This is a genomic window from Streptomyces sp. NPDC093544 (genome assembly GCF_040683495.1).
Lineage (GTDB): Bacteria > Actinomycetota > Actinomycetes > Streptomycetales > Streptomycetaceae > Streptomyces.
In genome coordinates this window covers 13,887-35,311 of sequence record NZ_JBFBEA010000035.1, presented here as the reverse complement: position 1 = coordinate 35,311, position 21,425 = coordinate 13,887, and the positions used below count along the sequence as shown (strand labels likewise).

16 protein-coding genes and 2 pseudogenes are annotated in these 21,425 nt (G+C 67.9%); 10 read left to right on the top strand and 8 right to left on the bottom strand.

Annotated elements, in window-relative coordinates; translation table 11 throughout:
* Positions 1–52 precede the first annotated feature (52 nt).
* The 3 genes from AB0N66_RS37250 to AB0N66_RS37240 all read right to left on the bottom strand — a co-directional run bounded on the left by AB0N66_RS37250 (position 53) and on the right by AB0N66_RS37240 (position 5,485).
* On the bottom strand, positions 53–1,330 hold the full coding sequence (locus tag AB0N66_RS37250) for a hypothetical protein (RefSeq protein ID WP_365443494.1): 1,278 nt from the start codon (positions 1,328–1,330) through the stop codon (positions 53–55).
* Complete coding sequence (locus tag AB0N66_RS37245) at positions 1,323–3,665, bottom strand: hypothetical protein (protein WP_365443491.1); 2,343 nt, start codon at positions 3,663–3,665, stop codon at positions 1,323–1,325. Before AB0N66_RS37245 ends, AB0N66_RS37250 begins: the two co-directional genes overlap by 8 nt.
* 494 nt (positions 3,666–4,159) lie before the next feature.
* Complete coding sequence (locus AB0N66_RS37240; protein ID WP_365443488.1) at positions 4,160–5,485, bottom strand: pentapeptide repeat-containing protein; 1,326 nt, start codon at positions 5,483–5,485, stop codon at positions 4,160–4,162.
* Between the two features lie 448 nt (positions 5,486–5,933).
* On the opposite strand from AB0N66_RS37240, the gene AB0N66_RS37235 reads away from it, so the two are divergent.
* Positions 5,934–7,319: a hypothetical protein gene (locus AB0N66_RS37235; protein WP_365443485.1), complete on the top strand. Its 1,386-nt coding sequence runs from the start codon at positions 5,934–5,936 to the stop codon at positions 7,317–7,319.
* A 55-nt stretch (positions 7,320–7,374) separates the two neighbouring features.
* Here AB0N66_RS37235 and AB0N66_RS37230 read toward each other — a convergent pair whose 3' ends face one another.
* The gene (locus AB0N66_RS37230; RefSeq protein ID WP_365443482.1) at positions 7,375–7,509 is read right to left on the bottom strand and encodes a hypothetical protein; all 135 of its coding nucleotides are present in this window, start codon (positions 7,507–7,509) and stop codon (positions 7,375–7,377) included.
* A gap of 321 nt (positions 7,510–7,830) precedes the next feature.
* Here AB0N66_RS37230 and AB0N66_RS37225 point away from each other — a divergent pair, with 321 nt between their 5' ends.
* A complete protein-coding gene (locus tag AB0N66_RS37225) occupies positions 7,831–8,100 on the top strand; it encodes a hypothetical protein (RefSeq protein WP_365443479.1) in 270 nt (89 codons plus the stop codon).
* A 315-nt stretch (positions 8,101–8,415) separates the two neighbouring features.
* Here the strand turns inward: AB0N66_RS37225 and AB0N66_RS37220 are convergent, their stop codons facing one another.
* The gene (locus AB0N66_RS37220; RefSeq protein WP_365443476.1) at positions 8,416–8,571 is read right to left on the bottom strand and encodes a hypothetical protein; all 156 of its coding nucleotides are present in this window, start codon (positions 8,569–8,571) and stop codon (positions 8,416–8,418) included.
* A gap of 227 nt (positions 8,572–8,798) precedes the next feature.
* Between AB0N66_RS37220 and AB0N66_RS37215 the strand changes: the two genes are divergently transcribed.
* From AB0N66_RS37215 to AB0N66_RS37195, 5 genes and pseudogenes are all read left to right on the top strand, one after another.
* Entirely contained in the window at positions 8,799–9,956 is a 1,158-nt protein-coding gene (locus AB0N66_RS37215; RefSeq protein WP_365443473.1) for a hypothetical protein, read from the top strand.
* Between the two features lie 202 nt (positions 9,957–10,158).
* The gene (locus tag AB0N66_RS37210; RefSeq protein ID WP_365443470.1) at positions 10,159–10,941 is read left to right on the top strand and encodes a DUF6083 domain-containing protein; all 783 of its coding nucleotides are present in this window, start codon (positions 10,159–10,161) and stop codon (positions 10,939–10,941) included.
* 3 nt (positions 10,942–10,944) lie between these two features.
* Positions 10,945–11,421, top strand: coding sequence for a hypothetical protein (locus AB0N66_RS37205; RefSeq protein WP_365443467.1), 477 nt, complete (start codon positions 10,945–10,947; stop codon positions 11,419–11,421).
* A pseudogene (locus AB0N66_RS37200) lies at positions 11,418–12,910 on the top strand (UvrD-helicase domain-containing protein). Before AB0N66_RS37205 ends, AB0N66_RS37200 begins: the two are co-directional and overlap by 4 nt.
* 333 nt (positions 12,911–13,243) lie before the next feature.
* Positions 13,244–13,618, top strand: coding sequence for a hypothetical protein (locus AB0N66_RS37195; protein WP_365443464.1), 375 nt, complete (start codon positions 13,244–13,246; stop codon positions 13,616–13,618).
* A gap of 191 nt (positions 13,619–13,809) precedes the next feature.
* Here the strand turns inward: AB0N66_RS37195 and AB0N66_RS37190 are convergent, their stop codons facing one another.
* Positions 13,810–14,025, bottom strand: a complete 216-nt coding sequence (locus tag AB0N66_RS37190; RefSeq protein ID WP_365443461.1) for a KTSC domain-containing protein — start codon at positions 14,023–14,025, stop codon at positions 13,810–13,812.
* Between the two features lie 362 nt (positions 14,026–14,387).
* Between AB0N66_RS37190 and AB0N66_RS37185 the strand changes: the two genes are divergently transcribed.
* Positions 14,388–16,955, top strand: coding sequence for a DnaB-like helicase C-terminal domain-containing protein (locus AB0N66_RS37185; protein WP_365443458.1), 2,568 nt, complete (start codon positions 14,388–14,390; stop codon positions 16,953–16,955).
* Complete coding sequence (locus tag AB0N66_RS37180; protein ID WP_365443455.1) at positions 16,955–17,527, top strand: hypothetical protein; 573 nt, start codon at positions 16,955–16,957, stop codon at positions 17,525–17,527. The genes AB0N66_RS37185 and AB0N66_RS37180 overlap by 1 nt, the downstream gene beginning before the upstream one ends.
* A 215-nt stretch (positions 17,528–17,742) precedes the next feature.
* Here the strand turns inward: AB0N66_RS37180 and AB0N66_RS37175 are convergent, their stop codons facing one another.
* Positions 17,743–18,516: a hypothetical protein gene (locus AB0N66_RS37175; RefSeq protein WP_365443452.1), complete on the bottom strand. Its 774-nt coding sequence runs from the start codon at positions 18,514–18,516 to the stop codon at positions 17,743–17,745.
* 1,299 nt (positions 18,517–19,815) lie between these two features.
* On the opposite strand from AB0N66_RS37175, the gene AB0N66_RS37170 reads away from it, so the two are divergent.
* Complete coding sequence (locus tag AB0N66_RS37170; RefSeq protein WP_365443449.1) at positions 19,816–20,592, top strand: class I SAM-dependent methyltransferase; 777 nt, start codon at positions 19,816–19,818, stop codon at positions 20,590–20,592.
* A gap of 33 nt (positions 20,593–20,625) precedes the next feature.
* On the opposite strand, the pseudogene istB reads toward AB0N66_RS37170, so the two are convergent.
* A pseudogene (gene istB / locus AB0N66_RS37165) lies at positions 20,626–21,422 on the bottom strand (IS21-like element helper ATPase IstB).
* Positions 21,423–21,425 lie beyond the last annotated feature (3 nt).

Sequence of the window (21,425 nt, the reverse complement as noted above, 5' to 3'; positions counted from 1 at the left end):
TAACTCTTGATCACGGCATCAACCTCTGAGGTATTCGACGTTTTGCTGGCGTTCATCTGACTTCTCCTCCGGTTCCCACGTTCGGCGTGCTCCCGCCCAGCCGGAGCATCCACTCCTCCTGTGCGCGCCGGGTGTCCGCGACCCGCTCCGGCCGGGTCGCCGCGTGCAGCCCGGTCAGGGCCAGCAGGCGCAGTGCCTCCGTCCAGATCCAGTGCATGGAGTGGTACAGCGCGGGCCCCAAACGCTGTTCCAGGTCCTCCAGTGCTTTCGGGTGGGTGCGGGCGGGCGGGGCCAGGGCACTAAGGGTTCGTCCCGCGAACGCCCTCATCGGCGTGTCGGTGCTCAGCCGTACGACGTCTGCCAGCGCTGGCAGGCTGTTCCGCAGCAGGGCGTCGTCGTCCGAGGTCCTGGAGTCCCGCACCGGGTGGGCGTCGGCCCATGCCTCTGCCAGTTCGTCCCAGGGGCCGGCGCCATAGTGCGTGCGGCACATCTGGACACCCAGCAGCACCCGCAGATACGCGGGCGGATGGGGATCCCCGGGGATCACCCGCTGCACGTCGCTAGTATCGCCAGCCACCACGTCGTGGAGCGCCGCGACCGAGGCGTATCCGGTGTGGACGAACGCGAACGCGTCGGCGGCCACCTCCGACGCCCAGCCCGCCCACGCGTCCGCGATGTCGGCGGGCAGGCCCTGCCGCAGTGCCGCCGCGAACTCGCCGGTCCAGGCGCAGGTGTGGGCGAACTGGTGCCCGGTCTCGTGGATCAGCGCGGTGGGCCGGAGCAGATTATGCCGGGCGATCTTGATCGTAGCCGCGGGGCTTTCGCTGGCGCCGTCCCACAGCCGCAAGCCTGCCTTCAGGATGGCCGCACCACGACCGGAGTCGACGTACGACAGGACCACGGGCGCCGGCCTGCCGAGCTGGTCCAGGCACTGGACCAGGCTGCGGTGAGCGAGGATGTCGCAAGCGCGCAGCAGCGCGGCCACGCGCGGACTGGTCCTGGCCCGCACGGCGTCCGTGTAGAAGTCGACAGTGATCTCGGCACGCAGATACCGCTGGGCGAACGTCACCAGGCGCCGCCGTACTCGCTCGAGTTCGTCGGCCGACCGCGCGGCCGCCAGCTCGGCCCGCAGGATGGCGGCCTGGGCCAGCAGCCGCTCTACGACTTCCGTGAGATGGCGGCGCACGGCGATGCCGAGATAGCTCTCCAGCCCTGCCCACGCCTGGGCCGAGGCCATGTCGTCGAGGTCCCGCAGCCCCTCCGCCGCCGCAGACCAGTGGGCGACCTGCCGTGCTACCTGAGTGCGCAGGGCCGCCGCCGGTTCAGCCATGGTCGTAGCCGGGCACGACCGTCACCGTGACGGAGGGCGTGCCCGTACCAGGCGCCATCGACGCTCCTGCCCCGCCCTTCAACGCCTCGCGCAGCGCTCCGAGTCCGGGCACACCGCGCAGAGCGCACACGACGGTGACTCCGTCCCGTGTGTCCTCGGTGGCTGTGACGAACCGCGCGCCGTGATCCCTGAAGAATCCGGTGAGAGCGGTGGCCAGCCAGGTCTGCAGCTTGCCAGCCAATGCCTCCCCGGCGGCCGGGGCGAGGGCGCGCAGCCCGGTCCCCAGCGCCTGCTCCGGGGTCAGGGCCTCGTGGACCAGCCGCACCCGGCCGCGCACCCGGCCGCTCAGCGCGGCCCGCAGTCCCCGGGCGAGGAAGGCGTTCAACGAGGCCGCGGCAGTCCCCGCGTGGCCCGCCTGGCGCAGGTGGATGGCGAGCTTCTGGGCACGCGACTCGCCCAGGAAGAGCCGGACGGTGACTGTGCCGGCCGGGAAATCGACGACCACGTGCACAGAGCTGTGCCGTCGGATTACTGCTCGCCCGCCAGCCCCCTGCACTAGCAGCGGTCGCCGTCCGGGGACGGCCAGGTGGTACATCCGCTGGCCCAAGTCGAGCACACGGCGGCTGCCCATCGCCTTCGCCGACACCGGGCGGCCCAGGCGCGGCTCCCCAAGCAGCAGACCGGCGGCGTCGGGGGTGAGCGGGTGGAGCTGCGCCGTCGCCTGCTCCCCGCCAGCGAGGCCGGGCACGGTGGCCGCCTCAGTCGCGGCGAGTTCGGACAAAGTGGTGCCGGGCACGGCCTCATACACATGCACGTCGGCCTCCACCGTGTCCCCAGGCGCCACGCCCAGTTGCTCATGCAGGAAGTCGGCCAGCGTCGCACCGCCGACGGTGACGACTGCCTCGGCCTGCTGCGGGGTCAGTGTCGTGGCGAAGGTACTGCTGAACTTCTTGTACCGCCGCCCCGGCAGCCAGCAGCCGCGTACGGTGCCGGTGGGCCGCAGATCCGGGCGTTCCCGATACACGGCGTCCGGCAGTACGGGCGGCAGGTTGGCCGCGGCTGCCTGCTCGAACGCCTCCAGGGCGAAGGCCTCCAGCAACGCGGGATCGTCCAGCACTTCCGCCGGCAGCGCTGCCACCTGCCGGACCGTGTCCACGACGGTCGCCGCGACGGCGGCTGGCGCCGCCCGCTCCTCATCGGCCGCCACCTCGAGACCCATCAGCCGCAGACCAACGTCCACGATCGCCTTCGACAGTGCCGGCGCGTACTGCGGGCCGACGAATCTGCCGATCAACTTGCCGACCAGCCGGGCAAGGAAGTCCACCACCGGCTTGCGCCCGCCCAGCTGAAATCCCATCCGGATCACGGGAAGCAAGGCCGGCAGGAAGCCCTCGACCAGCGGAGTCGGATCCTCGCCCTCCTTGAGAGCGCGCAGCTCGGCAATGAACTCCTCCTGCGCCTTTTCGAATCCGCCGATCGTCGCCGATGCCGGCTGCGGCGGGGCGACCGCGTGCGCGACCTCCAGTTCCAGCGCCGCCTCGTTCTCGGCGAAAACCAGGTCGGCCACCTGCTGGTCGAACGCCAACTGCAGCTCGGTCACGTCGTATCCGGCATCGCCCTGCGAGACGGGCTCGTCCGGAAGCTCCCGCAAGAAGGGTAGCCGCTGGGCCAGCGTACGGGCAGCCGGCTGCAGCGCGAGCGGAAGCTTCTCGACGGCGGCCTTGAGCACCTTCTGCAGCAGAGGCTTGACCAGGGACCGGAGGCGTTCCAGGACCTTCCGCAGACCCAGCTTCGCCAGCGCGCCTACACCTTTCCTGGCGGCACTCGCGACCTTCCCCGCAAGCTTCTTCAGCCCTCCGAAGAGATGCTCGAAGCCGGGAGTGAAACGGTCGGAAGGCTCGTAGCCGTCCAGCAGCGACTCGAACTCGCTCTCGCCGAGCCCGGTTCCCTCCCGCGATTCCAGTTCGGCCGCAAGGCGGCCGAACATCCCCTCCAACTCGTCGACCATCGGGGCGAAGTGCTGGTCGAGAACCCGCTGCGCGAACTGCGGGTCATCGCCCATGGGCTGCGCCGCGACCTGCCCGTACGCCGCCGCGGCTTCCTCGGCGAGCTCGAAGAGCGCCTGGTCGATCTCCTCGTCGTACAGCTCCTGGAGGAAAGTCAGGTACGAGTCGGCAGCAGGTTCGGACGGCATGCCGGACACCCCGACCTCGTACACCGACAGGAAGGGGGAGCCACGTGTCTCCACCTCGGGGGCGGACTGCTCGGGCAGACGCGCGGCGAAGCTCTCGACGTCCAGGAAGGGCGTTCCCACGCCCTCGGCCGATGCCGACATGAGCGGCTCCTCTCACGTGGGCCCCTCGCCACCGTCGTCCGCCTTCACCTCATGTGCGCTTGGCCGACAGCTCGCCGGGAGACCAGTGAATAGACGAATTTACTACGCCCAAGTACCTGAAAACTAGGTGCATTTGGTGCCGAACTGGCTTGCGAAGCCCTCGGGAGTCAACAGGGGTCGTGGACCTGGGTGCGTGTGGTCGCTGCAGTCATACAGTTCGCGCGCCGCCTCGATGGTCGCAGTCGTTGCGGGAGAACAGCCATCGCACCGTGGCAGCGTTCTGAGCCAACCAGTTGGACAACGGACAGCTTCCAGCCCTGTCCATAACTTCGGCTCGCCCGCCCAACCCGGGCGCAGATCGGGCCCGGGCAAGGCACGGGCGTGGTCAGCATCGGCTCCGGCAGCGTCCACGTCACACCGGATCCCTTCCACCAAGAACTCCGCTGCTGTCCTGCTCGCTATGACCTGCCCTCGGTCAGCTGACTCATCGTCACTTACCAGCCTGTGGCCAGAGTCAGCCCCGTCGGAATCGGTGATCCCGCGAGGCCCGGCAGGCCGGTCGGAGCGTTACCGGTGACGTGTTCGAACGAGACGGTGCCCCCGTCGAATGTCGTGCTGTTAAAGATGATGGTGCTCCCCATGAATCTCGCGTGACCGAAGGTGAGGGTGCCGCCGTTGAAGGTCGTGCCCTTGAAGGTGAGGGTGCCACCATTGAACTTTGCGCTCTTGAAGCGGATGGCACCGCTGTTGAGCGTCGTTCTCGCAAAGTGCACCGTGCTGCTGTTGAACGTCGCGTCTGTGAAGTTGATCGCGATGCCGTTGAAGGTCGCGCCCTTGAAGTTGACGGTCCCGCCGTTGAGGGTCGCACGGACGAAGTTGATCGCGATGCCGTTGAGCGTCGCAGTGTTGAAGTCGACGGTGCCGCCAGTGAACGTGGCCCCGGTGAAGTTGAGCGTGGTGCCGTTGAAGGTCGTACGGACGAAGTTGACGGTGCTGCCGCTGAACGTCGCAGTGTTGAATCCGACGGTGCCGCCGGTGAACGTGGCCCCGGTGAAGTTGACCGTGCCGCCGCTGAAGGTCACGTCGAGGAAGCGGACGGTTCCACTCGCGAACGTTGCGTCGCTGAAGTTGACGGTTCCACTGGAGAAGGTTGCGCCACTGAGGTCGCCTCCGTCGAACACGGCACAGGTGAAGTCGAGGTCGTGGCCTTGCCAGGAGTGGGGGTTGTCGGCTGGGCGGCGGAGGTGGTCCCGGATGAGGCGGATGATGGTGTGCCGGACTTCACGCAGGGCGAGGTAGTTGTGCTGGGCGTCTGTGTCACCGGTGGGGAGGTCGGTTTCGGCGGTGTAGGGGAGGCGGAGGTAGGCGCACAGGACGTCGATGCAGGTTTGACGCAGGTCGCGGGTTGGGGCGTCATCGGCGAGTCCGGCCAGGGCGTGGACGCCGCCGAGGCGGACGGCGGGAGAACTGTCGCCGAGCTGGGAGACGGCGGTGGTGAAGCGTTCGGTGTGCAGGCGGGTGGCGTCACGGAGGGCGCCATCCTCGTTGACGCGCTGGCGTCGGTAAGCGACGACCAGGGCGACGAGGGCGCCGGCTCCGGCCACGACTCCGAAGGACAGTTTCACGAGGTTGAACAGGGTCTTGGAGTCGATCTTTGCCTGGGTCTTCATCTCCTGGGCGCCGAGGAAGTGCCAGCCGGCGTAGAAGGCTGCGGAGGCGACGGTCATGGCAGTGATGAACGCGAGGGTGAGGACAGTGCCGACCGGCCACAGGCGCAGGCCGCGCCGCTCAGTCTGGCGGCGGGGGAGACGGGGACTCATGACCGTCAAGACTGCACGTTGTTGCCTGTGGTTGCAGCGGATCGAGGGGAGCCAACGAACGCTTCCGCCGCGCCCGAAACTGCCTGCCCTGCGGCCCGCGTGTGACAGGACGACCCACAGCAGCCACTCGCGCACGGTGTCCGTGTCCGTGGTCGACGGGCACAGCGCCCTGGTCCCGGCAACAGCCGGGCGGCGAAGCGTGATCCTGCGCCGCCAGTGGGCGGGACAGGTTTCGGGCGGCGGGTGAGGGGATCGGGCGCCGCTGGATGTGGCTCGCGCGCGACGGCCAGGACCGCGCGCAACCCCGGGCGGACAAGCCGCCCAGCCTCAGGGGAAAAAGTGCGGCTGCGGTGTCGTACCCGGCGGATACGGTGCCGCTATGGCTGCGCACTCCCAAGGCCCGAACGGGCTCGTTCCTGTCCATGTTGCTGTTCACGACCCCGCGACCATGGCGGAGCCCGATCCGGAGGCGGCCGACTACGCGCTCGATCTCTTCGCGGCCTCGGCCAAGTACGCAGCCATCTCCTGGAGCGAGTCGGGAGCTGAACCGCGCTGGCTCGGTATGGACACCAGCACGTGCGCCGTGGCCATCAACCCGAGTCTTTTCCACAGCCAAGGTGCAGGCGAGTTCAAGCGGTTCCTGTCCGGAGCGGCCTCGCGCGGCGAGCCCGCGCTGATCATCGCGACCATGGGCAACGCCGACGATGGCGGCCACCGGTCGGTCTTCGGCCCCTATACAGCCAATATCCCCTTCCCCGACTTCACCGGCTCGATCGGCGGGAAGCGCCTGCCCGCAGGGGCGGAGATCTCTCTGGCTCCCGATCTGGACGCAGCCGACCGTGACCTGGGCCTGCGACTGCGCAATCGTCCGGCCGACGCTCCATGGTGGGCTATGGCCCTGAAGTCGTACGGCTTGGAGGGCCCGCAGGGGACTACTGTCCACAAGCCTGAAGGGGAGCTGGTGCCGATCCTGGTGGACAGCTTGGGCGAGCCGGTCGTGGCCCGCTGGACACCCAGCGACCGCCAAGAGATCTGGTACGTGATCCCTGATGCGGTCGACTGGAACACCATGGTCGACTGGATCATCCAGAAGGCTCTGCCCGCGCACGTCCCGGCCGCGCTGCGCCGCGTCCGATCCCCGCACAGCATCAATGCTGACCTGGAGACCCCCGCAGAGACGAAAGCCCGCGCCGCCCTCGATGAACTGGAGCGCCGCTACAACGACGACAAGGCCCGCCTCCAGACGGACCTCGAACAGGCGCGGCAGGAAGCCGAACCCGTGCGATCGGGCCTGCTGTACGGCACTGGCCGTGAACTGGAAGTCGCGGTCGCGTTCGTGCTGCGCGCCGCCGGCTTCACCGTCACCGATCTGGACGCGGAGCTGGGCACTACATCGGCTGACCTGCTCGCTGTACTGGATCAGGAGACGTGCCTGATCGAGGTGAAAGCCGCATCCGGCGCAGCCCCGGAGAACTTGGTCTCCTACCTTCAGAGGCACCTGTTGAAGTGGCCGCGGCTACGCCCTGACCAGCCGGTGACCTGCTCCGCCTTGGTCGTCAACCATCAGCACCGACTCGATCCCGCTCAGCGTTCCACCGAGGTGTACCAGCGCAACCAGCACAAAGAGTTCGTGGATGCCCTCACCTTCCCAGTGCTCGCCACTGGTCAGCTTTTCGACTGGTGGCGAGCTCAAGACTGGCCCGCCGTGCGGACCGCCGTGCTCGGACGTCCCCAGCCCAGTCAGCCGAGCAAACCATCCATGGCGCAGAGCACTGTGACCTCCCCGCGGCAGCGCAGGTTGTGGTTCCGCTCAGGCGGTGGCAACCCCGCATAGTGGAAGAACAGATGGATCTGGTGAGTCTTCGGGTTCGCTGATCCGGCACAGTCGCTCACGTTTTGAACGGCCCGGTCGATTTCAGCGGCTGGCACAGCTCGCTGCGGCGGCGGCCGTCTTCGAGGAAGACGAGCACGGTCACGGTCAGCGTGTGGCTGGCCTTCAGCCGCACGGCGGTGGGATCGGACACGGTCCTGGAGGGCCGGTGCCCGCGCGAGCTACCGAGAGGCCCTGTCTTCATGCCCGTGACCAGCCACGGTCACCCGATCGAGACTCCCGTTCGACGCACACCCCTCAAGATCGGAACGACAACAGCCACTCAGACCCGTGGCACGAGTTGGAACACGCGCGATGGCTGCGTCCAACCTCTGGGAACGCAGCCACCGAGATCACCGTCGAACTGCTCGATGTCACCCTGCTCAGCCAAGCCCCAGCTGGCCCCGACCGACGACGTGCCGCGGACTGGGCACTGCGCGTCGGCTCCTCCTCTGCAACAGGGGCAGCCGAGCCGTTGCCCCGACTGGCAGGCGTCTCCCTAGCCGCACACACGGACCCCAAATCCGGCAGTGGCCTGGGCGAACTCGACCGGATGGCGCGCGCCTGCGGTGCCCAGCCCGCAGAACTGACCGGCACGCTTGACCAGTTGGCGGCAGCAGGACTGCTGGGGGCATGGCAGGCCTGCCCGGACTCGGGAGATCTGCAGTGGATCTTCGCACGCGGCACGGGAATCCCCACCGGTGATCCCCGGCGGGAAGCGGTCCGAGGAAACGTGCGGGGATAGGCCGGTGCCTCTGCACAAGCGACGCCGGCTACGACGGACCAGGCTCCGCGACATGCAGCCGTCACGCGTCCCCGCCCATGGCTTCGTTCACGAGAATGAGGCTCTGGCATCGATCTTGGGGATCGGTTGCGGAGGGCGATCGCGGAGCTTCTCGTAAACGACGGCTGCTGCGACGGACCAGTTCCGGGGAGTGCAGCCGTCACGCGTACCTGTCAATGTCCCGACGTGGGTGACCGGTTCTGGATCTGTGACCGGCGGGTGGAAGTCCTCTTGCCTGCCATGGAACCGGTCGATGATGCCGCTCGGCCGGGAATGTCAGCGGCCGAACCACATGGCCCCGCCAGCAGAGCCCGCGATTCCGGTGAGGAACGTCAGCAGCGGATACGGCAGGCGTTGGATCGTCAGACGCAAGCCGCCCAGACGCAGGTCGACAGCAGGCGTGTTGGGGAGGGGGCGGGACGTATACGGCATGGTGTCTGTCCGTTCGTTGGTCGGGCAGTGGCGGTAATGCCACCATGAGGGAACGGAGGGGGAGCGGGACGTTTTCCGTGCCGGGAAAAGCCTCCGCGAGCGGCTTTCCGGCAGTTGGCAACAGCGTGGATGCAGCCGGGTTCACGAAACCCGTCCATGGCGTGACAATTGCTCCTCTGCTGCGCTTCCCCCGGACGCGCAGCCCAGAGGATCGGGGAGGGCTGGGGGTGGCGGAAGAGAAGGCTGTGTCGCCGCGGCGGACGAAAGTCGGCCCACAGGCTCGGGCCTATGGGGCGGCACTGGCTGCGTGTCTTCAGCAGACGGGTGCCACGCAGCGGGACCTCGCCGCATTCACCTACCTCTCCGATTCTGCGGTCAGCAACTACCTGAGCGGCGTGCGCATCGCTCCGAAGGACTTCGTCGGCAGGATCGAGGACTTCGTCATAGGGCATACCGGGGCATGCGCACCGCAGGACATCGAGCAGCTGCATGATTTGAGGCGCGCTGCTCAGACGGCCAGTAAGTCGGCGGAGGTACGGCTGGCGGTGGCGAAGGAGGAGGTCGAGCGGCTGACGAAGGAGCTGAATGACGTTCAGCAAAAGTACAACGCCAGCCCGCGCAGCTCCGTCCATGACCTGGAGCAGAGGCTGAAGGAGAGCGCACGCGAGGTAGGTGACCTGAAGCGGCAGTTGGAGAAGGTCAAGCGCGACCTGGAAGCTGAGCGTCTCCGTGCGGCACGAGCCGAGCAGGAGAGCGCCGGCATGGGCAAGGCCCTCGTGACAGCCAGGCCGTCACGAGGGAACGCTGTGCCCCGGCCCCGGCAAGCCATCGCGCACGATCAGCAGCAGACTGACGAATTGCTCGGACAAATCGACGTGTTGCGAAACCTCGTGCACCAGCTGGGACCCGATCTTGACAGCAGTACCCGCACCGACTCCGCCGCCGAAGGCGCGGATTCCGCGGCAGGCGCGAACCGTGTCAAATACGGCCTGTTCCGCCGCCCGATATCGGCATCCGGCGCTCTGCGTTGGACGCAGCAGAGGCCTCTGCAGGTCTACAGCTGGAGCGCCGCCGTGCTCAGTTCCGCCGTGCTCTGCCTCAATCTGGCCGCGTTTGTCGCCACTTGCCGCGCCGACACAGGCCTGACCCTCGGCCAGCTCAACGCCTACGCCGTCCTCGTTTTCCCTCTTGCTCTGGGTCTCTGTCTGATGTTGGTCTGGCCCGGCATATGTTGGGCCCGCCACAGGCGTATGCAGACAGACGTGTACCGCGTGCTGGCCGTCTGCGCAGCAGCCGCTGTATTCATCGCAATCGCCGGCTCACTCGTGCTACCCCAGGTGTCCTGGGCGGGACGGGCCTGGGCTCGTTCTCTCGGTCTGCTCTAGCGCTGGGCAGCAGCACGCCGAGGATGTCCTCTTTTACGCCTGGCCTGGTAGTAGAGACCGGCGACTCACCGCACCGGACCTGCGAGCAGCCCGCTTCCAGCGCGGCGTACCAAACCCCCGAACTTGCCCCCGGATTACCGTGTCGGCGCTGGGGGCCGCAAGGTCGACAAGCGGCACCGCGCACCCCCGGCGCCCGCTGCGAGTGACCGCCGCCAGCCCCAGGCGCCTGCTGCGCGCCGGCCAGAGCGGCCACTGCCGCCGGTGCGGCAACCGCATCGACGTCTACCAGCGCACTGACCAGCGGCCCATCGGCCTGCATCCTGCCGAACTGACCGCCGCCGACGTCCCTGAACGCTGCCGCTGGCACCTGAGCAGCGGCATCGCCCACCCGCACGGCGACGGCAGCGCCTGGTGCCGCATCCCGCACGCCGTGCTCTGCCCGGACCGCACCCCCACCACCCGGACCGGACCGCACATCGAGGAGGTACGCCGCCAACTCGCCGTCCGCACCCGACGCCTCATCGACGCAGGCGCCTTCACCCCCAGCCCGCCCACCGCATGCGCCCCGCCCACTGGCAGCGACTGTCCCACCCTGCCCGTCGTGCAACTGCTCCTGGGCCATTACCTTGCTGACGCGCCCATCGAGGACATCCGGTGTGTGGCCCAGACCCGACACCGCAACCGCTGCCCGCATGCCGTGCTCGCCCCCAACACCCCCCAAGGAAAGTGGACGCTGCTGCCCGCGAGCCCGCAGCGCGGCCAACTCGCCCTGCCCGCCGGGCTGATGGCCGTCTACGACCTCAGCCGCCTGCCCTACGCCGAGCAGCTGCGCTGGCGCACCCAACGCTGCCCCGCCCACGCCGCAGCCCCGGGCGCCGCCGACCTCGCCCTGGCCGGGTGGCAGGTCTTCGACCCCCTCCTCCACGCGGCGCACATCCACACCCGCCTCCCGCACTCCCCAGCCAGCCGTCACGGGGAGGCCTGACCGGTGCCGCACCACGCGCTGGAAATCACCCTGACCCGGCCCCTCACCCTGGCCGAACTCCACCACGCCGCCCGCACATGGCCGCTCGCGGCCAACCACGACGCCACCCGCCTGATCGCCCTCCAGAGCGCCAAAACCCCAGGCAGAGCAGCACACCGACTGCGCCGCCGCCTCAACAAGCGGCTGCCCATCGACGTGATCACCACCCACTACCCCGACGCGAGCGGGCAGATCCTGCTCAGCCTCGTCTTCCCGCCCGCCACCCGCACCGCCCTCAACACTGCTGCCGACCGCGCGGGCCAAAGCCCCGAACGTTTCGTACAGCTGACCCTCCGCCGCGCCCTGGCCCAGCACGCCAGCCAGGAATCCGACCGGCTCGACCAGGCAGTGAGGCACCTCCTCGCCCACACCACCGCCACTCACCTCTTGCCGGCCGTGGGGCGCGCTCTCACCCAGACTCCCGGAGCACCGCACCTGTGAACCCGACCGACGAACAGCGCGCCGCAGCAGACGCCTTCCACTCCGGCGACCACCTGGCCCTCCAAGCCGGAGCCGGCACAGGCAAGACCACCACCCTGGCCCTGCTCGCCCACGCCACCAAACGCCGCGGCCGCTACCTCGCCTACAACCGGGCCATCGCCCAGGACGCCCGCAGTCGTTTCCCGTCCACTGTCACCTGCAAGACCGCCCACGCCCTGGCCTACGCCGGCATCGGCCACCGCTACACCCGCCGCCTCAACGCCCCCCGCCGCCCCGCCTGGCAGACAGGACAGGCCCTCGGCATCACGAAACCGGTCCGTATCGGGGAACGCGAGGTGTCCCAGAAGTCCCTGTCGAACGCCACGCTGCGCACCGTGGCCCGCTTCTGCCACACCGCCGACGCGGCGATCACCCACCACCACGTGCCCCGCATGCGCGGCCTCGAAGACAAGGTGCTCCACACCCAACTCGCCGCCCACATCCTGCCGTTCGCCCGCAAAGCCTGGACCGACCTGCAGCACCCCGACGACGGCGCGGTCCGCTTCGAGCACGACCACTACCTGAAGATCTGGGCCCTCACCCAGCCGAAACTCGACACCGACTTCCTGCTGTTGGACGAGGCCCAGGACACCAACCCCGTCGTCGAGCAGATCTTCCTCGACCAGCGCGGCCACGCCCAGCTGGTGATGGTCGGCGACTCCGCCCAGGCCATCTACGACTGGCGCGGCGCCAAAGACGTCATGACCGGCTTCGACGGCACCCAGCTCGCCCTCTCGGAGTCCTTCCGCTTCGGCCCTCAACTCGCCGAAGAAGCCAACCGGTGGCTGGCCATCGCCGACGCTCCATCCGCCTCACCGGCACCGAGACCGTGCCCACCGAACTCGGTCCCCTCACCCGGCCCGACGCTGTGCTTTGCCGCACCAACGTCGGCGCCATGGCCCAGGTCATGGAACTGCTGGCCACCAGATACCGGGTGGCCCTGGTCGGAGGAGGAGACAGCCTGCGCGCCCTGGCCCTGGCCGCCCGGGACCTGAAGGAAGGCCGCCCCACCACTCACCCCGAACTCGTCCTGTTCCCCACCTGGGGTGACCTGCAGGACTACGCCACCCACGACCCGGCCGGACGAGATCTGCAGCCGCTGGTCGACCTCGTCGACACCCACGGCACCGACGCCATCCTCAACGCCGTTGCTCAACTCGTCCCTGAGCAACAGGCCGAAGTCACCGTCTCCACCGTTCACAAAGCCAAGGGCCGTGAATGGGCGCGGGTGAAAATCGCCGACGACTTCACCCCGCCGAAGGACAGCGACCAGCTGGACGACACCGGCCGCGCGGTGCCCGGCCCGATCGACGACGGCGAAGCCCGCCTTGCCTACGTCGCCGTTACCCGTACCCGCCGCCGCCTCGACATCGGAGGCCTGGCCTGGATTGAGGATCACCCGGATGCATCCCCGCCACCGTCACAGCGGGCAAGGGATGGGCGTACGTAGACCTCGCCTGGCTGGACCAACCAAACCCGGGAAAGGGCAAGGCTGGCGAACTGCTCATCTGGTGGCCGTGAAGCAGTGTGCTGCTGCGATCTTGAGAAGTTGGCGGGCTGGCGCACCGCCCGATCAACCAGCCAGGCATTCTCCCTGCTCACCATCGTTCACTCGCCCGCTCGGCTCAGAAGTTCCAGAACCGGCGCCTGGGCTGCCGTGGTATCGGCTGTGCCAAGGACTCCAGCAAGATGGCGGCCGGGACTTCCGGGAAGGGCATCCCGGCTGCTTCGTGGAGTGTGCGAGACCGTCACCGCGAACTCGGCAGCTACGCAGTTTCCGCACTTGGCCAACTCCGTGACCAGCAGTTACGGGACAACCCTTAGCATTCGCCTGCCCGACTGGCTCGACCCCGTGAGCGGCCGCGAGCTCTTTCAGCCCCGGCAGCTTCACGGCCGCCAGGTCACGCAGTTGAGGGTCTTGGCAGACACGGCTATGGACCTCCAGGAACATGCCAGCCTCCGGCCGGAAACGCCGCCGGATTCGTACCTGCTCGGGCAGCTCGAGACGCAGCTGCTCCTCGGTGCTGAGACTGAAGCTGCCCGTTACGACCGTCTGGGGCACACGCGCGTGCGGAGCGGCTGCGTGGCCCGCCAGTTCTTGGAGGTCGCCGTCGCCGACGTAGGTGAGATCGTGCTCGATCAGCGCTGTTCCGTGTAGCAGGAAGTTTAGCGCGTCCAGAAGAGCGGTCTTCCCGCCCTCGTTCTGCCCGGTCAGAATCGTCTGGGAAAGGACCGGAACCCCGGCGACGTCCGCAAGGCAGCGAAAGCCCTCGACGGAAACGGAACAGATCTGCACGCGTGCCTCAACTCGACAATGATGGACGGGGCGTGGATGGAACGACGGGCGTATCAGCCCGAGATACGGCGGTAGACGTAGCGGCCTTTGACGTAGCGGGCCAGGAAACCGCCCACGCTGGAGGCAGTCATCAAGGCCGCGTGCATGTCGGCAGGCACGTCGTCGTAGCGGTACACCCCTCCGCCGTGAAAGGCGATTTCAAGCACGCGCTCCTGCTGGCTATAGCCCACTGACCGGACATGCGAGGAGCGAACCTGCTCATGCAACAAGACGTCTCCTGCGGCCAATGTTTCAGACGTTGCGTGACCGACCGATACTAACGCCGCTCGGGCGGAGTTGGCAGAAAACGCCCGCCTTCGACCCGTCCTGAGGGGACGAATGCGCAGCGACTCATCGGAGTGAACGCAGAGATCTGACCGCTTACCCGTCAGCGGCATACAGGCACAGGCGCTTGCCACGCCGAGGGCGCCGCTTACACCGTCAGCGGCGCGTTGTCGTGTTCTTCGCGGCTACTGGGCGCCAACCATCGATGCCCTCGAAAAGTATTACTTTAGGCGTCGATAGTTATTAACTTGCGTCTGGAAATGGTGACTTAATGTTAGGGTGATGGCGAGTTGGGGAGGTTGAGGCGATGGCGCAGACACCTGAAAGTGGGCATGCTCGGGCCGTCAAGAATGTGACGGAGGCCCGTGAAGAGCTGCACGCCCTGGTGAAGCTGACCGAGGGTTCAGGCGGCCGATCGACGCTGATCGACAATCGCGGCGTACGTGCCCTGCTGGCGCCACTGGACCGGTTCCCCGCGGCCCGCCACCCGGACAGTAACGGGCTGCCCACGCACCCCCTCGGCTCAGCGCAGAAGGACCTCGGTGACCTCATCACACTGGCCGCCAACGGGCAGCCCCAGGTACTGAAGCGATACAAGACCCCGGTCGCCGTCCTGCTTCCCGTCGACGGCCCGATCAGCAGTACCCCATCCACCCCGGCCGCGCAGGACGCGGCACCCGCAGGAGGCGCGGTGAACAACCAGCCCACCCCCAGCCGTGAGCGCGGACGCCGGCTCGCCACACTCGGCGACGCCATCGGCAACGTCCTTTCCTCCGGCACGGTCCCCGGCCTCTCGTTCGGGCTGGCAGGCCTGGACGAAGCGACCGGCGGCCTGCACCCCGGCCGCCTGGTCCTGGTCGCGGCCGAACCACAAGTGGGCGGCAGCCTGATCGGCCTTGCAGCAGCCCGGCACACCGCGTTCGCCGGTAACGGCCGTGTCCTGTACGCGGCTTCAGGCCCCAACAGCGACGACATCACCCGCCGCATCATCGCGGCAGAGGCCGACGGCGACTACGCCCGCCTCAAGACCGGCGTCCTCACCCCGCACGAACAGGAAGTCGTCGACCGGCTCCGCCACGCACCGCTGCTCATCGACGACGGCAGCGACCTGACCGCGCAGGCCATCGCGGACACCGCGCCGCTCGCCGACGACCTCGCGCTGGTGGTCGTGGACCGTCTGCAGCGAGCCCGCAACCCGCGCCTGCCACTGTCCGGCGAGAACCTCCCGGCCGCCAGCCAGATCCTGCGCGAGCTGGCCCGCACCCAGCACGTACCGGTCCTCGTGGTCCTGGACACCGACGACCCCGCCATCGTGAACCTGCTGGACGCAGACGTCATCCTCACCCTCACCGCGGCCGCGGGCGCACCGGTGACGACCGTGACGGTCGCGGAACGGGACCTGGGCATCATCGGCAGCACACGCCTGCGGCCCGACCTCGCCCACGCCCGCTTCCTCGACACCGCCGCGCCCACAGCCGCGGCCGGCACTACCGCAGACGCCGACACCGTCCCGGACACGGTGGGCAGCACTGTCGACCGCGAACTGGCTGATGCCGCCCTACCCTTCACCTCCGGCGCCGTCAGGGGCCTGCCCGCGGAGGCAACCCGCCTCCTCGCGGCACTGCGCACCGCGCTCGCCGACGGCCATACGAAGGACCTCGACGAACTCCGCACCCCGCTGCAGACCATGGCCGCCACCGGACCACACCTGCCGGACACCGCCGAGGGGCACCGCCTCGCCACCGCGCTGCGCGCCTACAGCACCGCCGCGCCCGCCGACGCCACCGGGATGCCCGCCGCTGCTGCTGTCCAGCCCACCGCAGGCAGTGGTCAAGTCCCCGCCGACGCCGACGCCGACGCCGACGCCGACGAGGAAGGCGATGAGGACGGTCTGGTGCCGGGCGACGAAGAGGACGAGCCGGAGGGAGCGGTCTTCCCCGCCCTCAAGATCCTCAAGGATGCGGTGAAGCGCTCGAAGATGCATCCGATCCCGGTCATCCGTACCGAGGACAGGGACAGCGGGCCGTGGCCGCTGATCAGTGAGGACATGGACGGCGAGCCGGGCTGGGTCCACCCCGGCGTCACCAGCACCCGCGTCGCGCACATCCGGGACAACGGCAGGCGCGTGCGGCGAGACCAGCTCGACGTGCCGGCGTCCTTCGGCGACGGCGTGATGTGTCTGATCGACCGCAACGGCAGCTACCCCTCCGCCTGTTCAGCCGTCCCGCTCGCCCCGAACAAGCTCCTGCACACCGGTCCCCTCGACGCGTTCGACAAGACCCAGGCCGGTATCTACTTCATCGACATCCCGGAATGGAACTTCCCGGGCATGCCGCACCCACTCGGGCGGCTCATCGAGAGGCCCGACGACCAGGGGCGCGTGTGGGTGACCACCCCGCACATCAGGCAGCTCGAACGCCTCTACCGCGACGGCCACCTCTCCGCACCCCTGACCATCCACGACTCGTGGACAGGGAAGGCCAACGAGTCCCTCTTCAAGCCCTTCTACGCTGCAGCCCGCGAGGCCCGCACCGAACTCGTCCAGATCGGCGGCGACCCCTACAAGAACTACAAGACCCGCCTGTCGATCGCCCTGCGCCTGCTCTGGCCCAAGCGGCAGGAACAACGGTCCCCCTTCTGGCGGCCGGACTGGCGCATGAGCATGGTCGCCGAAGCCTCGGTCCGCCACTGGACCGTCGCCTTCAAGGCCGTCAGGGAAGGCCACACGCTCATCGCGCTGCGCAACGTGGACGCCGCGGTCTTCTGGACGCCGCCCGGTACGCCGCCCGCGACCTACCGGATCGGGACCGGGTTCGGCGAAGTAAAGGCCAAGTACCTCCAGCGCGGCGAGTTCATCCCCGAAGGTGACGACTGATGGCCGGACCCACAGGCCGCGGAAACTCCCTCGGCGCCGCCCTCAACGACCTCCTGCGCACCCAGGTCACCCCCCGCCACCGCCTGTCCTCCTACAGCGCCAAGCACTGGCACGCCCAACTCAGCCAGCTCACCGGAACCCACCGCGGATACCAGACCCTGGAAGCCGCCGGGCTCGACGTGACTGCCAAGACCCTTCTCAACTGGCTGTCCGACCCTGAGTACAACATCCGCCGCAGCTACCGCGACCTCATCCACACTGCCTACGAAAACGTCGCCATCGTCCCCGCCGAACCTATCCCCGACCACGTCAGAGACGGCCAGTTCGAGATCAGCGGCACCGTCAAAACCGGCAACGACGAACGCGAACGCGGCACCCGCCGCGCAGCACCCCTGCGCATCGACGGAGGCCGGGGCGACTGGACCGAGATCGAGGCGCGCTGGGCCGCCAGCGACCTCGCCGACCAGGATTTCGAAGACCACTTCATCGACGACGTCATCGTGGCCGACATCGGCGAAGGCACCGACGGATGGGACTTCCCCGGAAGCTCGTACTCCGTCGAGCTCAGGTGACGCACCCCCTTCCGGGGTCCTTCAAGAGCAGCCAGTTCGAGATCAACTGCCGAAGCCCGCCGGAGCCCGTATATAAGCCGCCGCCGTGTACGAGCCGGGCTCAGCCGACGGCCGCGGATCCCGCTCCTGACGGCGTGCGGCTATGAGCTGTTCGCCGGGGATCGCCCGTCCGAGTGCAGTGGCGGCTGCGGGCAGAATCAGCTCGGGTCGATGGGTCAGTTGCGGCGTAGGAGTACGGCCGCGGCTCCGACGGCGACGCTGGTTGCCAGGATCCAGCCGGTGAAGGCAAGGACGACGGCGATCCACATGGAGATGCCTTCGGTGTGCCACTGTGTCTCCTGGCCCAGGTCCAGGATGGGGAGCAGGAGATCGAGGGTGAAGATGGGGGCGCTCCATGCCGGACCTTCGCCGGCCTTCATGGGGTCGGGGGGCCAGAGGGTGAACCAGAGCGAGCCCAGGCCCCAGATCACGGCGAGCCAGACTGCGGCGCGCCCCGGGCGGTAGCCGTAGCCGAATGTGACGTCTTGAACTGCGTCCCATAGTTTTGCCGCTCCGCCCAGTGTCTGTCGGCGACTGCGCATGCGAGCGAGGAGGACGGTGTCCGCATCCTGCGGTTCGCCCTCGGCCCGCAGCACCCTGGCGAGCTGCTCGTAGGGCTCTGGGTCGTACTCGCCCAAAGTTGCTGCCATCAGCCAAGCAAGTCTTTCCGGCAGTGGGAACGGTCCACTGGGAGCGAGTCGTTTGTAGACGAAGCCGGACAGTACGGGGCGGGACATCGACCAGGCCGACATCGAGTCGACCAAGGTGCCGACTGTAGCTTCCGTCAACACCACCCGGCCGATGTCGATCTCGTCAGGGCAGAAGCGCAGTTCCGGGGCTTGCATGCGGCGCATGGAGAACGTTCCGCCGCCAAGAAGCAGGCGGGCGTGGTCGAGGTCGACGAGATCTCCGATCCGGGCATCGTCGAGCCGTACGTCGCCTTCGAACACTGTGGGCTGTTCCCTGGGCCCGGCCACGTGCTCTTGTTCCACGGCAGCGGGGGAGAAGTCGAGAGAGCGTTCCACCTGCAGGCGGGGCGCAGTCAGCACGTATGGGCCGGGCCCATTGCGCAGTTGGCTCCCACGAAAGCTGCAGGATATTCCGACTTTTGCGTCTGCGAGTGATATCCGCCCGGTCGACTGAATGCATTCTGCCCGGAAATCTTGCACTACCACGAGCCCATCGGCTATCAGGCTGAACCCGCGCCTGTCCGGGTTCAGTTTTGCTCGGTTGAGCAGTAGGTCGGTTTCGAGGCGTGCATTCCTCAGAAGGAGGCCGTTTGGGAACTCGCACCGTGGTAGCTGGAGATCACCCGAAACACGCAGCCCCTCCGCGCTCAGCCCCGGCAGGACGCAGCCGACGAGACGGAGAGTGAACATGCGAGTTCCCGTAAGTATCACGGGGCGGTCGAAAGTGCATTCAACGAGTTCCACGTAGGTGTTCACCTCCAGCCCTGACAGGTCAAGGCTTCCAGTGATCTGCAAACCCCTCAGTCTGAGGGATGCGACCCTTCCGGGGAGGGCCGGCGGCCCGTCAACCAGTAGCCGTGTCAGGACGTCGGCACGCACCTGCAAGCCAGTTGAGGGAGGACGATCGGCGCCTTGTGTTTCTGGTCGGGCATCAAAGGCTTGGCCGTGACGAAAGGCGGCCCATATCGCCCGCTCGTTGGGCGAAAGATCGGCGGGTTCCTCCGTGCTGTCACTCAACGGGTGCCTCCTGGTCAGGTCATGGTCATTGTCACGGTCCCTGGAGCCCTGCGTGATGCTGATCAGAAGGGTCGTTCTCGTACTGGGCGGTGGGTCTGCTGAGTGGCCGACACCAACTGGTGCCCAAGGCGGTACCTGAACGGGTAGGGGTCAGCCTGGGCTCTTTGCGCTGACGCCTGGTCAACCCACCTTGGCGGGTCTGATGTGGTTCTGAGATCCCTTCCCGTTCCCACTGGTGTGGACAACGCCACCCTGTGGAGGTTCTTTCCGGCTTCGAGCGTGAAGGTGCAGCGGCGGCTGTTGGGTCGGACTGCTGAACCTGGTTCCCGGTCAGGGCGGCGTTGCCGCCCTTGTACGCCGTCGACGGTTTGGCTTCGTTCACGTTCAGCAGCAGCGTTTGTCGATGAGTTTCAACAGCAGTTGGCGATCAACGCACTCACAGATGTTCACGGGAAATGACGGTGCTGCCGTCAGTGAGTGCGTTCGCACCGATCACGGGGGTGACCGGTGCCTCCGGGGAAGCAGGCACGGTAACCTCGGGCCATGCCCGAGACATCGGTGGCGCACTTCTACGACAAACTGGCTGACGACTACCACCTGATCTATTCAGACTGGGATGCGAGCATCCGTCGGCAGGGGGGTGCCTTGGACGCCCTGATCGGCCAGGATCGCGCGGCGGTACTCGACTGTTCCTGCGGCATCGGGACGCAGGCCATCGGCCTGGCACTGTGCGGGCACCAGGTCACCGGGACGGACATCAGCCCCCGTGCCGCCGCCCGCGCTGCCCGTGAGGCCGCCCGCCGGAACCTGAGCCTGCGCACGGCCGCTGCCGACATGCGACGCCTCCCGTTCCCTGACGGCCGGTTCGACACGGTCGTCTGTGCCGACAACTCGCTGCCTCACCTGCTGACTGAGCAGGATGTGCACGCCGCCCTGGCCGAGATGCGCCGCGTGCTGCGTCCCGACGGCCTGCTGCTGGTCAGCACACGCCATTACGATGACCTGCTGCGCGACCGCCCGATTTCGGCGCCTCCACAAGTTCACAGGAACGTCGACTGCGGCGGCGGAGAAGAACGAACCGTCACCTTCCAGCTCTGGCACTGGCACGACGACGCCGAGCACTACGACCTGGAGCACTTCCAACTCCTTCCGGCAGGCGGGGAATGGCGCGTCCAGGTCCGCCGTACTACTTACTGGGCACTCGGCCGGGAGCGGCTGGCTGGCCTCGCAGCCGACGCCGGGTTCGTCGACCCCGAGTGGCGGATGCCGCAGGAGACGGGCTTTTTCCAGCCGCTGCTCGTGGCCCGCTCCGGTGAGTAGGTGACTCCACGTCTCGGCGTGGGAGGGCAGGTGTCAGCCAGCCTTGGCGGGTTCTTCAGCGCGTGCTCGGGTGGTGGCGAGGCGATGGGAGTCGGTCCCGGTCTCGATGATGGTGCCGTTGAAGGTGAGGCGGTCGACGATGGCCGCGCAGAGTCGGGGGTCGGTGAAAGTCTTGGTCCAACCGCCGAAAGACTCGTTAGAGGCGATCGCGACGCTGTTCTTCTCCTCGCGTTTGGTCAGAACCTGGAAGAGGAGTTCGGCGCCGCGGCGGTCGAGTTCCATGTAGCCGAGTTCGTCGATGCAGAGCAGGTCGACGCGGCCGTAGCGGGCGATGGTCTTGTTCAGCTGCTTCTCATCGGCGGCCTCGACCAGTTCGTTCACCAGCTTGGTGGCGAGGGTGTAGCGGACGCGGTAGCCCTTCATCGCCGCCTCGGTTCCCAAGGCGATGAGCATGTGGGACTTGCCGGTGCCGGAGTCCCCGATCAGGCAAAGCGGCTGGCTCTTCTTGATCCACTCGCAGCTGGCCAGGGTGTGGACGGTTGCCGCGTCAATGTTCGGGTTGGCGTCGAAGTCGAACGCCCGAAGCGACTTCTCCCGCGGGAAGCCCGCCGCCTTGATCCGTCGTTCCGAGCGTCGCCGGGCCCGGTCGTCGCACTCGGTCATCAGCAGCTCGGCGAGGAACCCCGGTAGGTCATCTGGTCCTTGACCGCCCGGTCGGCGATGTCGGTGAACTCGTTGCGGATCGACGGCAGCCGAAGCAGGCGGCAGGCGGTGTCGATCGCGGCGTCGGCGGCCTGCTCGGTCAAGCCTCGCTGGTGGGGCAGGGTCACTGG

Excerpts from the sequence above, each read along its gene's own strand:
- AB0N66_RS37250 (WP_365443494.1), bottom strand. The coding sequence starts at position 1,330 with ATGGCTGAACCGGCGGCGGCCCTGCGCACTCAGGTAGCACGGCAGGTC.
- AB0N66_RS37245 (WP_365443491.1), bottom strand. The coding sequence starts at position 3,665 with ATGTCGGCATCGGCCGAGGGCGTGGGAACGCCCTTCCTGGACGTCGAG.
- AB0N66_RS37240 (WP_365443488.1), bottom strand. The coding sequence starts at position 5,485 with ATGAGTCCCCGTCTCCCCCGCCGCCAGACTGAGCGGCGCGGCCTGCGC.
- AB0N66_RS37235 (WP_365443485.1), top strand. The coding sequence starts at position 5,934 with ATGGCGGAGCCCGATCCGGAGGCGGCCGACTACGCGCTCGATCTCTTC.
- AB0N66_RS37220 (WP_365443476.1), bottom strand. The coding sequence starts at position 8,571 with ATGCCGTATACGTCCCGCCCCCTCCCCAACACGCCTGCTGTCGACCTG.
- AB0N66_RS37185 (WP_365443458.1), top strand. The coding sequence starts at position 14,388 with ATGGCGCAGACACCTGAAAGTGGGCATGCTCGGGCCGTCAAGAATGTG.
- AB0N66_RS37180 (WP_365443455.1), top strand. The coding sequence starts at position 16,955 with ATGGCCGGACCCACAGGCCGCGGAAACTCCCTCGGCGCCGCCCTCAAC.
- AB0N66_RS37170 (WP_365443449.1), top strand. The coding sequence starts at position 19,816 with ATGCCCGAGACATCGGTGGCGCACTTCTACGACAAACTGGCTGACGAC.